The 13,555-nt window shown below is 63.8% G+C and carries 13 protein-coding genes and 1 pseudogene; 4 read left to right on the top strand and 10 right to left on the bottom strand.

Annotated elements, in window-relative coordinates; genetic code table 11:
• Positions 1-3 precede the first annotated feature (3 nt).
• Entirely contained in the window at positions 4-6,291 is a 6,288-nt protein-coding gene (locus RX329_RS33290; protein WP_317244873.1) for a HAMP domain-containing protein, read from the bottom strand.
• Between the two features lie 282 nt (positions 6,292-6,573).
• On the opposite strand from RX329_RS33290, the gene RX329_RS33285 reads away from it, so the two are divergent.
• Positions 6,574-6,870, top strand: a complete 297-nt coding sequence (locus RX329_RS33285; RefSeq protein ID WP_085352568.1) for a hypothetical protein — start codon at positions 6,574-6,576, stop codon at positions 6,868-6,870.
• Positions 6,871-6,874: 4 nt separating this feature from the next.
• Here RX329_RS33285 and RX329_RS33280 read toward each other — a convergent pair whose 3' ends face one another.
• The gene (locus RX329_RS33280; protein WP_085352567.1) at positions 6,875-7,387 is read right to left on the bottom strand and encodes a DUF4142 domain-containing protein; all 513 of its coding nucleotides are present in this window, start codon (positions 7,385-7,387) and stop codon (positions 6,875-6,877) included.
• A gap of 96 nt (positions 7,388-7,483) precedes the next feature.
• On the opposite strand from RX329_RS33280, the gene RX329_RS33275 reads away from it, so the two are divergent.
• Together RX329_RS33275 and RX329_RS33270 are read left to right on the top strand one after the other, a co-directional pair.
• Entirely contained in the window at positions 7,484-7,678 is a 195-nt protein-coding gene (locus tag RX329_RS33275) for a hypothetical protein (protein ID WP_026233106.1), read from the top strand.
• A gap of 315 nt (positions 7,679-7,993) precedes the next feature.
• Positions 7,994-8,200, top strand: a complete 207-nt coding sequence (locus RX329_RS33270; protein WP_007594775.1) for a hypothetical protein — start codon at positions 7,994-7,996, stop codon at positions 8,198-8,200.
• Positions 8,201-8,337: 137 nt separating this feature from the next.
• Here RX329_RS33270 and RX329_RS33265 read toward each other — a convergent pair whose 3' ends face one another.
• Positions 8,338-8,586 carry a hypothetical protein gene (locus RX329_RS33265; RefSeq protein WP_018456205.1) on the bottom strand — a complete coding sequence of 83 codons (249 nt, stop codon included), beginning with the start codon at positions 8,584-8,586 and terminating at the stop codon, positions 8,338-8,340.
• A 176-nt stretch (positions 8,587-8,762) separates the two neighbouring features.
• On the opposite strand from RX329_RS33265, the gene RX329_RS33260 reads away from it, so the two are divergent.
• A complete protein-coding gene (locus tag RX329_RS33260) occupies positions 8,763-8,930 on the top strand; it encodes a hypothetical protein (RefSeq protein ID WP_162847273.1) in 168 nt (55 codons plus the stop codon).
• Here RX329_RS33260 and RX329_RS33255 read toward each other — a convergent pair.
• The 7 genes and pseudogenes from RX329_RS33255 to RX329_RS33225 all read right to left on the bottom strand — a co-directional run bounded on the left by RX329_RS33255 (position 8,927) and on the right by RX329_RS33225 (position 13,427).
• Positions 8,927-9,415: a DUF3147 family protein gene (locus RX329_RS33255; protein WP_247369254.1), complete on the bottom strand. Its 489-nt coding sequence runs from the start codon at positions 9,413-9,415 to the stop codon at positions 8,927-8,929. The genes RX329_RS33260 and RX329_RS33255 overlap by 4 nt on opposite strands.
• Positions 9,415-9,762, bottom strand: a complete 348-nt coding sequence (locus tag RX329_RS33250) for a DUF3147 family protein (protein ID WP_317244872.1) — start codon at positions 9,760-9,762, stop codon at positions 9,415-9,417. The genes RX329_RS33255 and RX329_RS33250 overlap by 1 nt, the downstream gene beginning before the upstream one ends.
• Positions 9,759-10,343 carry a phosphatase PAP2 family protein gene (locus tag RX329_RS33245; RefSeq protein WP_247298602.1) on the bottom strand — a complete coding sequence of 195 codons (585 nt, stop codon included), beginning with the start codon at positions 10,341-10,343 and terminating at the stop codon, positions 9,759-9,761. Before RX329_RS33245 ends, RX329_RS33250 begins: the two co-directional genes overlap by 4 nt.
• A gap of 134 nt (positions 10,344-10,477) precedes the next feature.
• Positions 10,478-10,576, bottom strand: a pseudogene (locus RX329_RS33240) (NAD(P)-dependent oxidoreductase); the annotation flags it as partial.
• 188 nt (positions 10,577-10,764) lie between these two features.
• The gene (locus RX329_RS33235; protein WP_317244871.1) at positions 10,765-11,316 is read right to left on the bottom strand and encodes a DUF4142 domain-containing protein; all 552 of its coding nucleotides are present in this window, start codon (positions 11,314-11,316) and stop codon (positions 10,765-10,767) included.
• 87 nt (positions 11,317-11,403) lie between these two features.
• Positions 11,404-11,631 (bottom strand): hypothetical protein, encoded by a 228-nt coding sequence (locus tag RX329_RS33230; RefSeq protein WP_018456212.1) that lies wholly within the window; start codon positions 11,629-11,631, stop codon positions 11,404-11,406.
• Between the two features lie 8 nt (positions 11,632-11,639).
• Entirely contained in the window at positions 11,640-13,427 is a 1,788-nt protein-coding gene (locus RX329_RS33225; RefSeq protein ID WP_317244870.1) for a thiamine pyrophosphate-requiring protein, read from the bottom strand.
• Positions 13,428-13,555: the final 128 nt, after the last annotated feature.

The raw sequence follows: 13,555 nt of genomic DNA, 5'->3' as shown, positions 1-13,555 counted from the left end.
AACTCAGCGGTGCAGCCACATGCGGATTGCAAGCAGCAATTGGTCGGTGTTGACGGGTTTGGCGAGGTAGTCGGACGCGCCGGCTTCGAGGCATTTCTCGCGGTCGCCCTTCATGGCCTTGGCCGTCAACGCGATAATCGGAAGACGGGCGAAGGTCGGGTTTTCACGAATGACGCCGATGGTCTGATAGCCATCCATCTGCGGCATCATGATGTCCATCAGTACGATGGCAATCTCCGGGTTCGATTCGACCAGGGCCACCGCCTCGTTGCCGGTCGTGGCCGTCAGCACCTTCATGCCGCGCCGCTCCAGGACGCTCGACAGCGCGAAGATGTTGCGGGCGTCGTCATCGACGAGTAGGGCGGTCTTGCCGATCAGGTCCTCATCGGAACTGTTCAGCTTCTCGAGCATGCGCTGCTTCTCGACCGGCAATTCCGTGATCACGCGGTGCAGGAACAGCGCGGTCTCGTCAAGCAGGCGCTCCGGCGATTCCACGCCCTTGACCACGATGCTCCGCGCCATGGTGTGGAGCTCCGCATCTTCCTCGGCCGACAGCTCGCGGCCGGTGAAGACGACCACCGGAACGTTCGAGAGCGCCTCGTCATTGCGGATCTGGTCCAGCACCTCGAAGCCGGTCATGTCGGGCAGGCGCAGGTCGAGCACGACGCAATCACAGGGGTTCTCACGCAGCATCGAGAGCGCGTCGGCACCGGTGCCGGTCGTCACGATCTCGATGTCGTCGTGATGCAGGAGCTCGCGGATCGAGAGCTGCTCGGCCTCGTTGTCCTCGACGATGAGCAGCCGCTTGCGCCGCGGTCGCGCATATTCCTTGATCTGGGTCAGCGCGGCCGAGACGCCCTCGGTCGTCGTCGGCTTGTTGACGAAGGAGAAGGCGCCGCGCGCCAGCGCATGCTGGCGGTCCTCGTCGAGCGTGATGATCTGCACGGGGATGTGGCGGGTCAGCGGATTGTGCTTGAGCTGGCTCAGCACGGTCCAGCCGAGCATATCCGGCAGGAATACGTCGAGCGAGACGGCCCTCGGCTGGTACTGCTTTGCAAGCTCCAGCGCCTCCGCGCCGCGGGCCGCGACCAGCACCTTGAATCCCTTGTCGCGGGCGAGGTCGACCAGCACGCGCGCGTAGTGCGGGTCGTCCTCGACGATCAGGAGGATGCTGTCGCCGGGTTCGAGGTTGAGCCGGTCGTCGGGAAGCTGCTCGATCACGCGCTGCGGTTCGGCTGTCGCGGGCTGCAGCGCCGGCGGTTGGCTCTGCTGGGGCGCCGCGCGAGGCGCGAGCGTCGGGCCGGAATATTTCAGCGGCAGGTAAAGCGTGAAGCACGAGCCCTTGCCCGGCAAGCTGCGCAGGTGGATCTCGCCGCCGAGCAGGCTTGCGAGTTCGCGGCTGATCGCAAGGCCGAGGCCGGTGCCGCCATATTTGCGGCTGGTGCCGGCATCCGCTTGCTGGAACGCCTCGAAGATCAGCTTCTGTTTCTCCAAGGGAATGCCGATGCCGGTGTCGGACACTTCGAATGCGATCACGGCCGGCGCCGAGTTCAGCACGGGATGATCGGTGCCCCAGCCGCCGACCGCGGCGGCGACCTTCAGACGCACCTCGCCTTCGGCGGTGAACTTGAAGGCGTTGGAGAGCAGGTTCTTCAAAACCTGCTGCAGGCGCTTGGAGTCGGTGACGAGGCTGCGCGCGAGATTCGGATCGACGTCGATCTTGAACGACAGATTGCGGTTCTCCGCCTCGTGACGGAACGGCCGCCCGACCGTCTCGAGCAGGTTCGCGGTCAGGATTTCCTCGGCGTCGACCGTGACCGTACCGGACTCGATCTTGGAGAGATCGAGAATGTCGCTGATGAGATTGAGCAGGTCGGTGCCGGCGCCGTGGATGGTGCGGGCAAATTCGACCTGCTTGCCGGTAAGATTGCCATCCGGATTGTCGGTGAGCTGCTGGCCGAGGATCAGGATCGAGTTCAGCGGCGTGCGCAGCTCGTGGCTCATATTGGCCAGGAATTCAGACTTGTACTTCGAGGTCAGTGCGAGCTCGGTCGCCTTTTCCTCCAGTGCGCGCCGGGCCTGCTCGATCTCCTGGTTCTTGCGCTCGACTTCGACGTTGCGCTCGGCGAGCTGCTGCGCCTTCTGTTCGAGCTGGTCGTTGGTCTGCTGCAATTCGCGCTGCTGGGTCTGGAGCTCGCCGGCGAGCTGCTGCGACTGCTTGAGCAGGCCCTCGGTCTGCATCGTCGCCTCGATCGAGTTGAGCACAATGCCGATCGAGTCCGTAAGCTGCTCCAGGAAGGTCATCTGCGAGGTGGTGAAGGAGGTGAGCGAGGCGAGCTCGATGACCGCCTTGACCTGGCCTTCGAACAGCACCGGCAGCACCACGAGGTTCTTCGGCGCGACGCGAAGCAGCGCCGAATTGATCGGCACCACGTCGGCCGGAATGTCCGCAATCACGCGCGGGCGCCGGTCGAGCGCGCATTGGCCGATCAGGCCGTCGCCGAATGGCAGCACGCGCGGATACGGATAGACGCCGTCGCCGGCATAGGAGGCAAGCAGCAGGAGCCGCGGATTCTCTTCGTTCTCGACCTGATAAATCACGCCGGTATGCGCGTTCACCAGCGGCGACAATTCGGTCAGCAGCAGGCGACCGACGGTGGTGAGGTCGCGCTGGCCCTGAAGCATGTTGGTGAATTTCGCCAGATTGGTCTTCAGCCAATCCTGCTCGGTGTTCACGTCCGTCGTGAGACGGAGGTTCGTGATCATCGTGTTGATGTTGTCTTTCAGCTCTGCGACCTCGCCGCGGGCGTCGACCTGGATCGACCGCGTCAGGTCGCCCTTGGTCACGGCGGTCGCCACTTCCGCAATCGCGCGCACCTGCGAGGTGAGGTTGGCTGCCAGCAAATTGACGTTGCCGGTGAGGTCCTTCCAGGTGCCGGCGGCGCCGGGCACGTCGGCCTGACCACCGAGCCTGCCCTCGACGCCGACCTCGCGCGCCACCGACGTCACCTGGTCGGCGAAAGTCGCGAGCGTCTCGGTCATGTTGTTGATGGTGTCGGCGAGCGCCGCGACCTCGCCCTTCGATTTCACGGTGAGGTTCTGCTTGAGATCGCCGTTGGCGACCGCGGTCACCACCTTGACGATGCCGCGGACCTGCTCGGTCAGGTTCGCCGCCATGAAGTTGACCGTGTCGGTGAGATCCTTCCAGGTGCCGGCGACGCCGGGCACCTGGGCCTGGCCACCGAGTTCGCCTTCGGTGCCGACCTCGCGGGCAACGCGCGTGACTTCGCCGGCGAAGGCATTGAGCTGGTCCACCATGGTGTTGATGGTGTTCTTGAGCTCGAGAATTTCGCCCTTCACGTCGACGGTGATCTTGCGCGACAGGTCGCCGCGCGCGACGGCGGTGGTGACTTCGGCGATGTTGCGGACCTGGGTGGTGAGGTTCGCGGCCAGCAGGTTGACGTTGTCGGTGAGGTCCTTCCAGGTGCCGCCGACGCCGGGCACGACGGCCTGGCCGCCGAGCCGGCCCTCGGTGCCGACCTCGCGCGCGACGCGCGTCACTTCGGCGGCGAAGGAGCGGAGCTGCTCGACCATGGTGTTCAAGGTGTCCTTGAGCAGCAGAATTTCGCCGCGCACGTCCACCGTGATCTTCTTCGACAGGTCGCCGCCGGCGATCGCGGTCGCGACCTCGGCGATGTTGCGGACCTGCGCCGTGAGGTTCGAGGCCATGAAGTTGACGTTGTCGGTGAGATCCTTCCAGGTGCCGGCAACGCCGGGCACCTCGGCCTGGCCGCCGAGCTTGCCTTCGGTGCCGACTTCGCGCGCGACGCGCGTCACTTCACCGGCAAAGCCGTTGAGCTGGTCCACCATGGTGTTGATGGTATTCTTCAGCTCCAAAATCTCGCCACGGACGTCGACGGTGATCTTGCGCGAGAGGTCGCCGCGCGCCACGGCAGTGGTGACTTCGGCGATATTGCGGACCTGGGCGGTGAGGTTGCCCGCCATCGAGTTGACGCTGTCGGTGAGGTCTTTCCAGGTGCCGGCGACGCCGGGCACATTGGCCTGGCCGCCGAGCCGACCTTCAGTGCCGACCTCGCGCGCCACGCGCGTCACCTCGCCCGCGAAGCGGTTGAGCTGGTCGACCATCGTGTTCAGCGTGTCCTTGAGCTGAAGGATCTCGCCGCGCACGTCCACGGTGATCTTGCGCGACAAGTCGCCGCCGGCGATCGCGGTCGCAACTTCGGCGATGTTGCGGACCTGGGCGGTGAGGTTGCCCGCCATCGAGTTGACGCTGTCGGTGAGGTCCTTCCAGGTGCCGGCGACGCCGGGGACTTCGGCCTGGCCGCCGAGCTTGCCTTCGGTGCCGACTTCGCGCGCGACGCGCGTGACTTCGCCGGCGAAGGCGTTGAGCTGGTCCACCATGGTGTTGAGCGTTTCCTTCAGCTGAAGGATTTCGCCTGACACGTTGACGGTAATCTTCTTCGACAAATCGCCCTTGGCCACCGCGGTCGCGACTTCGGCGATGTTGCGGACCTGGCCGGTCAGGTTCGAGGCCATCGAGTTGACGCTGTCGGTGAGATCCTTCCAGGTGCCGGCGACGCCGCGCACCTGGGCCTGGCCGCCGAGTTTGCCTTCGGTGCCGACCTCGCGGGCAACGCGCGTGACTTCGCCGGCAAAGGCGTTGAGCTGGTCCACCATGGTGTTGATGGTGTCTTTCAGCTCGAGGATCTCGCCGCGGACATCGACGGTGATCTTTTTCGACAAATCGCCGCCCGCGACCGCGGTCGTCACCTCGGCGATGTTACGGACCTGCGCGGTGAGGTTCGAGGCCATCGAGTTGACGCTCTCGGTCAAGTCCTTCCAGGTGCCGGCGACGCCGAGCACGTTGGCCTGGCCGCCGAGCCGGCCCTCGGTGCCGACCTCGCGCGCGACGCGCGTGACTTCGCCGGCGAAGGCGTTGAGCTGGTCGACCATCGTGTTGAGCGTTTCCTTCAACTGAAGGATTTCGCCCGAGACGTTCACCGTGATCTTCTTGGAGAGGTCGCCGCTCGCGATGGCGGTGGCAACGTCGGCGATGTTGCGGACCTGCGCGGTGAGGTTCGACGCCATGAAGTTGACGTTGTCGGTGAGGTCCTTCCAGGTACCGGCGACGCCCGGCACCTGGGCCTGGCCGCCGAGCTTGCCTTCGGTGCCGACCTCGCGCGCGACGCGCGTCACTTCCGAGGCGAACGAGTTGAGCTGGTCCACCATGGTGTTGATGGTGTCCTTCAGCTCCAGGATTTCGCCGCGCACGTCCACCGTGATCTTGCGCGACAGGTCGCCGCGGGCCACGGCGGTGGTGACGTTGGCGATGTTGCGCACCTGTGCGGTGAGATTGCCGCACATCGCGTTGACGCTGTCGGTGAGATCCTTCCAGGTGCCGGCGACGCCTGGCACGATGGCTTGGCCGCCAAGCTTGCCGTCGGTGCCGACCTCGCGCGCCACGCGCGTCACTTCCGACGCAAAGGAGCGGAGCTGGTCCACCATCGTATTGATGGCTTCCTTGAGCTGAAGGATCTCGCCGCGGACGTCGACCGTGATCTTCTTCGAGAGGTCGCCGTTCGCAACTGCGATCGTCACCTCGGCGATGTTGCGAACCTGGTTGGTCAGGTTGTTCGCCATCGAGTTGACGCTCTCGGTCAGATCCTTCCAGACGCCGGTCACCTCAGGCACCTGGGCCTGGCCGCCGAGCTTGCCTTCGGTGCCGACCTCGCGCGCCACGCGCGTCACCTCGGAGGTGAACACGCCGAGCTGCTTGATCATGGTGTTGACGATGGTCGCCGACTGCAGGAATTCGCCGCGCAGGGGGCGTCCATCGACGTCGAGCTTGACGGTCTGGAGCAGGTCGCCCTGCGCCACGGCTGCGACCGCGCGCGTCACCTCGCGCGTCGGCCACAGCAAATCGTCGATCAGCGTATTGACCGAGCCTTCCATGTCGGCCCAGGAGCCGGAGGCCAGCCCAAACTTCACGCGCTGGCGGGTCTTGCCCTCGCGGCCCACCACCTGGCCGACCAGTTCGAGCTGCTGCGCCATGCGCTGATTGGCGGCGATGATGTCGTTGAAAGTGTCGGCGAGCTTGCCGTCGATGCCGAGATAGTCGCCGCTCATGCGCACGGAGAAATCGCCGTTGCGCATGGCCTGCAGGGCGAGCAGCAATTCTGCCCGGGAATCGGGCTCCGACATGCCGTTGGTTTTTGGCTTTGGAACGCGACGACCGGAACGTGATGCAGATCCGGGATCGAGGTCGCTCATAATTTGTCCCCCGCAGGCGTCAGCCGATTCCCAGGCAAGACGCGGATTATCAAAATAGAGCGTCAGCCAAATTCGAAATCAAGCGCCAACGTTACGGCGCCAGGACGTGGAACCTGCTTTGCTCAGCCCGATTAACATAATAGCGATACCTCGGAATGGTTCCATTGGGTTCCTGATTTCTGCCGAGGGAAGACACCTTTGGGGCCCGTTTCGGGCCTCGGTCATCGCTTCCGGAACGGACCGCTGGTCCTGCTGTTAGCCTCGAATACAGGGAGAGCGCACATGAAAGCAGGATTTGCCGTGATCGGCACCGTGATGTTGTTGGCTGGATCGGCGTTCGCACAAGGCGGCGCGCCCAGCGGCCGTGGTGCGGTGACCGGCGACCCCGCCGCAAGCTCCGCCACCCCACGCGCGGACACACCAACTACGGGTGCGTCGACCCGGTCCAATCCCAGCGGTAGCGGCACCTCGACTTCGGGCGGGAAGGATGACAATGGGGATGCCGGCCGGGACAGGATGCCGGAGAGCGACCGCACCGTGCGGCCGGAGAGCCAGCAAAGTCATCCGAACAATAAATAAACGGCTACTTGTCTGCCATGGTGCGCTCGGCGTCTTTGACCTGTGAGCGCAACAGTGGGAGCTGCTCGCGCGCGAATGTTGCAAGCGCGGCATTGTCGGGCGCCTTCAGATAGCGCTCGAGCAGGTCGATCACCGATTCATACTCGGGAATCTGCGCGGCATAGAAGCTTCTGACGAAAGTCGGTCCGTCCGAAGTTTCGGGCTCGACCAGGCTCGCGCTCGCCGAGGTCGTCTTGGCGACGCGCGGTTCGGTGCCGATCGTCTCCTGAATCTGTTTCAGGGCCTTGTCGCGCCGGGCTGCTTCTTCGGCGCGCAGGGCGGCGAGGTTCTTGACCTCGGCATTGCCCTTCAGGTCGGTGCTCTCCAGCAAGCCCTGCTGAAAGCGGCTGAAAGTGTAGAGGTCGCTGATGGTCTCGGTTGCGGTCGGCGTGCGGCCGGTCGGCCGTCGCTCTCCGGTGCTGTCGGCAAGCGGTGCAGTGCTGATGAACGCCAAAACCATCGCGAGAAGAATCCGCATGGACGTCCAATGGCGGACGGCGGTCGAAAGTTCCGCAGATGTTACGATCCGGTAAGGGCGGTTGCGACGCGTCGGTTCCGTCCCCAATTCATGTTGATGAAACAGTCCGAGATCTTCAGGGATAACGCCGACAACTGCCTCCAGCTCGCCGAGAGGGCCGAAGCACAGCCGGCACACAATCGTTTTCTGCGCATGGCGAATGCGTGGACGGCACTTGCCGACGAGCAGGATTGGCTCGACGGCGAGGTGCCGCCCGTTCCAACGCGCAGGCCTCAAAAGCAGGATGCGTAATTCTGTCGTGTTCGTGGATCTGCGTGTGAGACTGCGCACGGACAACAAGCAGGATCATTCGTAACAGTCGATCGCGTTGATTTCCTATTTCAGGAGGTTTTTGCAATGGCTCCACGTCTGGCTCTTCTTTCGCTCATCCTCGCCTTTGGCGTGTCGGTCGCGTTCGCCACCGTGACGACAGTGCGGCAGGTGCATCACGAAAATGCATCGACCCCGGTGCACTCAGCGCACAGTTAGCAGTCTGATCTCGCGGGTCGGAACCTTCGACGCTCCGGCGCGTAAGCGCTTCGAGACAGCAAAGAGGCGAGAGCTATCATGGCCCATTCCGACCAAGGCATCATCAGAGATCAGCGCGGTGAACAGCAGCCGCGGGACAAGCAGCGTGCGCAGACCGTGCACAAGTCGGAGCCAAAGGGCTCGCCCTCTCGTGAGGCCACGCGCGATCCCAAGCTGAACGACAACAGCAAGACGCCCGGTTCCGGCATGGCGCCCGATGATTCCGGCGACGCGCCGAGCGGCTAATTCCTTCAGGAACGAATTCGCACGCGAAGAGTCGAGGGATTGCTTCCGGTTGTCATGCCCCCGGTGATCCGGAAGTAATCTCCAAGGACGGCCCTGGCACCCCGTGCCGGGGCCGTTTGCTTGAGCATCAGGCTGGACTAATCCTCGGAGCCGCGCTCGGGATGCGGTTGCGTATGGCCGTCCGGGCCGCGCCCGAAAACTCCGAACCTGCTCGATTTGACATTCGCCCCTGCATCGACTGCGGCGGTGGCCAGTCCGAGCTTCAGGAGCTCGCGCACGGCCGCGGCTCGCGTCGGCATGCGATGTTTGAACCGGAAGTCGTCCACCGCGGCCAGTTCTTCCGGTGACAGCATGACCTGGAGCCGCTCGGCGCGAAGGTCGTTCATGATCAATCACCCAAAATGAGCAAGTTGAGTAGTTTACTCAACGAACTCATTCGGCCGCGGTTCCACAAGATGCGGCTATGACGCCAAGTTAGCCAGAAAATATAATGAAATCAATAACTTATGTGATGCAAGGATCCTTTGACAGGTGTATACTCCCGGCAAATGGGAGAGACGTCATGACGAACGAAGTCAGATTGCCTCGCACACATGTCGAAGAGAGCGAAGCACCCAGGCCGGTGCGCCCCAGCCACCAGAAGGTCATCGAGCAGGTCGAGCGCTGGGCCAACAGCCCGGGCCTTCAACCGCCGAGATTGCAGCCGTCAATGCATGCCAAAGCGGGCTAACGCTTCGTAAGGGGAGAACCCTTTGCTGATGGCGAATGGGCTGACCGGGGCGGTTTGCGGGAGACGATGCGCAGCTTGCGCCTGAGCCCCCAGGCCAACACCGAAACCACGGCCCAAGCTATCAACGCGGCGGCGAAAGCGCCCGGAACGCTTGCGGCCACGGTAACATGAAAGACGGCGGCGAATGCCAGGAGACCGATGCTTCCCCAGGCGGCACCAGCCGCGTCGAGCCCGGCGGCCTCTTGTCCGCGGCGCGTGCCGCTGAGGCCGGCCTTCTCCTTGGTGCGGCGTTCATGGCTTTCGACCAGCGTTGCGCTCGCGCAGAAGATGGCGGGAAGCGCAAGGAAAAGTCCGCCGACGGAAACACCGAAGCGCGCTCCCAGAACCCCCGTGAGCACGGTCGCCAGGCCACCGAGCAGGAAACGAATGCCGTATTCGTACCAGCGCGTCTGCTTCAGCGCGGAGAGCGACAGCTTGACCGGCATCAGGCCGCACCTCCAAAGCCGGCGAGCAGGCCGAAGGCGACCGCAAGCCACACGATACCAGCAAGGACGGTCGCCGGCAGCGCGGACACACAGTATCTGATCAGCAGATGGCAGACGACGACGCTGTAGCAGCCGAGCGCGACCGCGCCATAGATCATCGTCCAGCTTTCTGCCGCGGCATATTGCGGGCCGTGCTGGACGACGGCGATGCCGAGCGTCGCCAGTGCAACTGACGGTGCTGCGCCGAGCAACCCCGCAAAGCTTTTGGGTGTGAGCATATCGCCCAAGATCGCAAAAGCGGAGACGATGATGCCACCGGCGATGAAGCGCACGACATATTCGGTCATGGCCGTTTCCGCCAAGTGAGCTGCTTGCGCAACGATTGCGTCAGTGTCCATGGCCGCAAGAGTCTCTCTACAGCCGCGCCCAGCGCAAAGCCTGCGACGACGTCGCTTGCCCAATGCGCGAGTACCGCAATCCGTGTCAGCGAAAGTGCGACCGCAATCGCACGCACCAACCGACGCGGCGTTTTCGGCAGCAGGCCCGCCGCCGAGGCAAGTGCGCCCATATGGACCGCGTGACCGGACGGGAAGGCGTCGCGCGCCTGTCCTGAGATGGGTACTCCATGTCGGTGTCCGCGTATGGTCAGCCGGTCTGGCCTGGTCTGATCGAATATGGATTTCAGGACATGCGGGAGGACGGCAGTCGCCAGCGACACGGCCACAACGTGATTTGCAACGGGGCGCTGTTGGGGCTGCCAAATATGAGTGTAGAGCCACCCTGCCGCGGCCAGCGCGAGCAGCACGTGCTCGTCGGCAGCCCAGGTCAATGTCTGCGCCGTGTGCTCGATGCCTGAATTGGTGTGATCAGCGATCGTATCCGCGATCGCGGTGTCGATCCGGCTAGGTTTAACCTCTACTAATGCCATCGGTCTGCAAGCGTGATGTCCTTCATGACAGTTTTGTAAAGCCCGGAGACAAAGAAGGTTCCTGGGCTCTGCCTCGTGGCATAAGTCTGCCGCGCCGACTACGGCTGTCCCGATCCACCAGCGGACCCATACACCTAGCCGGTCGCATTGCTCGCGTCGGCCGCGGCACGCTGCACATAAATCGAGGCCAGTTCGGCGGGCTGGCCGGAACGGCCGAGCGGCGTCATGCCTCCGCTGTCGAAGAGGCCAGCGAAGCAGCAGCGAGGGTTGCGCTCGCCGCTTGGACGACGTGCCGGCGGGATACTGAAGTCTTGTCGTGATGTGTCATGACGATCTCCGCGATCTTCGATCTCACTGCGCGGAGACAGGCATCGTTGCAAAACGAGAGGACGCCGGTAGGGCCGGCGTCCTCGTAAGATGTTTACTTGGTCTGACCGACGCTCGGCGCCTTGCCGAGCTCCTTGGCCATGTCGAGATGGTGCTTGAGCGCCGGCAGCGTCTTGCCGGCCCAATCCTTCAGGTCGGAATTGTCGCCGCCCTTGGCGTAACGCTCGAACAGCGAGACCGCGTCCTCATGGGCGCTGACCTGGTACGAATTGTAATCCGAACTGAAGTCCTTGCCATTCGCGCTCTTGAGCTTGTCGAGTTTGCTCTGATGCGAGCTGTCGAGTGCTGTCGGCAGGGTTGCCTGCACCTTGCCGCCGCTGACAAGGCCCTTAAGTTCGCTGCTGGTCTTGGTGTGGTCGGTCACCATCTGTTGCGCAAAGGTCTTCTCCTGCGCGTTGCCTTTCTGCTCGGCGAGCTTGCTCGACTCGATCTCGAACATATCGCTGATGGCGACTTCCTTGACGAAGTCGGCGGTGGTGGGCGCGACGCCGAGCGCCGAGTTGACGCCGGTTTTCTCGCCGAGCGACTGGGCGAGTGCGGGGCCTGCGAGCAGCACGCAAGCAGCTGCGATAATCATTCGTTTCATGGTCCGATCCCTCCGAATGGGCGCGCAGCCTCTCGCCGCGCGACGTTGCGCCCACCAACACACTGCAGCGGCCGGAGTTCCTAACGGCTAATCCGTCGGTCTCCGCCCGCTCCGCGGGTTGATTGGATCGGTAGGCTTGCGCCGAAGCCGTTCGGGCAGAAACGGCTCGCTCGGCGTGGCAGTGGCCTCGGCACGCACGTCTGCATGGCGTTGTGCCCGTTCATGCGGCGTCCGGTTGTCGTTGATCTGCCGCTTCACGTCGAGGCCATCCACGGGATCGTTGACGCCGTGCTGGATATCGCGGAAATCGCTCATGCTTCACCTCATTCGTTTCCAGGTAGGATCTTTTCCAGCACCTGCCGCGCCGCCCCCTTGATCACTCCGCTCTCGTTGGGATCGCCCTTCAGCAGCGCAAGCGAGAAGTTCTTGGCCTGCTGCAAGGTGATGTGCGGCGGCAGCGGCGGCACTTCGGGATCGGTCTTCACCTCCAGCACCACCGGCATCTCGCTCGCCAGCGCCTGCTCCCAGGCCGAGCCCAGCAGCCGCGGGCTGTCGACATAGATGCCGGAGAGGCCGATCAGTTCGGCAAAGCGCGAATAGGACACGTTTGGTATGCGCTGCGACGCCTCGAATTTCGGATCGCCGTTGATGACGCGCTGCTCCCAGGTCACCTGGTTGAGGTCTTCGTTGTTGAAGACGCAGACGATGAAGCGCGGATCCTTCCAGTCGCGCCAATACTTGGCGGCGGTGATCAGCTCGGCCATGTTGTTCATCTGCATCGCGCCGTCGCCGACGAGTGCGATCACCGGGCGGTCGGAATGGGCGTATTTCGCGGCGAGCGCATAGGGCACCGCGGCACCCATCGAGGCGAGCCCGCCTGAGAGCGAGGCCGTCATGCCGCGGCGCATCTTCAGGTCGCGCGCGAACCAGTTGGCGCAGGAGCCGGAATCGCTGGTGACGATGGCGCGGTCGGGCAGGCGCGGAGACAGCTCCCAGGCGACGAGCTGCGGATTGACCGGTGCTGCGGGCTGATGTGCCCGATCATCGAGCGTCTTCCACCATTTCGCGACGTCGTCCTGGATACCCTGGCGCCAGGCGCCATCGCTCTTGGGTTTCAGTCGCGGCAGCAGGGCGCGCAGCGTCTCGGCGGCATCGCCGACGAGGCCGACCTCCATGGGAAAGCGGATCGACATCATGCTGGCGTCGATGTCGATCTGCACGCCGCGCGCCGCGCCTTCCTTCGGCAGGAATTCGGCATAGGGAAAGGCGGAGCCGACCATCAGCAGTGTGTCGCATTCCATCATCATGTTGTAGCTCGGTTCGGTGCCGAGCAGGCCGATCGAGCCGGTGACCCACGGCAGATCGTCGGGGAGCGCCGCCTTGCCGAGCAGCGCCTTGGCGCAGCCGGCGGACAAGCGGCCGGCGACCGCGATCACCTCCTCGGTGGCGTGGAGCGCGCCGGCGCCGATGAGCATCGCGACCTTCTTGCCGGCATTGAGCACCTCGGCGGCACGGTCGAGGTCAGCGTCACGAGGCTTGATGCTTGGAGCGCTATAGCCAATGCCGGAGTGCAGAGTGCCGTGAGCGCGCGGCGGGTCCTCGTAGGGCTCCTCCTGGATATCGTTGGGCAGGATGATCACCGTTGGCGTCCGCCGGGCCAGCGCGATCCGGATCGATCGATCGATCAGATGCCGGATCTGCGCCGGCGAGGAGGCCTGCATGACGTAGGCGCCAGCCACATCCTTGAACATCGAGACGAGATCGAGTTCCTGCTGATATTGCCCGCCCAGCGCATTGCGTGCCTGCTGGCCGACGATCGCGAGCACGGGCTGGTGATCCAGCAGGGCATCGTAGAGCCCGGTGATCAGATGCGAGGCGCCGGGGCCCGAAGTTGCGATACAGACCCCGAGTTGGCCAGAGAACTTCGCATAGGCGCTCGCCATGAAAGCGGCCATCTCCTCATGCCGGGTCTGAACAAAGCCGATCTTGCCCTCAGCACGCTGAAGGGCTCCGAACACGCCGTTGATGCCATCGCCAGGATAGCCAAAGAGGTGGCGCACGCCCCATTGATGCAGACGTTGAACGATGAAGTCGGAGACGGTCTGGGACATCAAGGGCGGCCCTTCGTTTTCCGGTATTTGGTTTCCGGGATTTGAAGTTGAGAGAACCACCCGTTTCCGGCGATGTTCCTCAAGTCTGACGGAACATGCCGGAACGATCGCGCACCTCTTCGGGTTGT

The organism is Bradyrhizobium sp. BWC-3-1 (assembly GCF_032917965.1).
Classification (GTDB): domain Bacteria; phylum Pseudomonadota; class Alphaproteobacteria; order Rhizobiales; family Xanthobacteraceae; genus Bradyrhizobium; species Bradyrhizobium canariense_D.
This window is presented reverse-complemented; position numbering and strand designations above follow the sequence as displayed.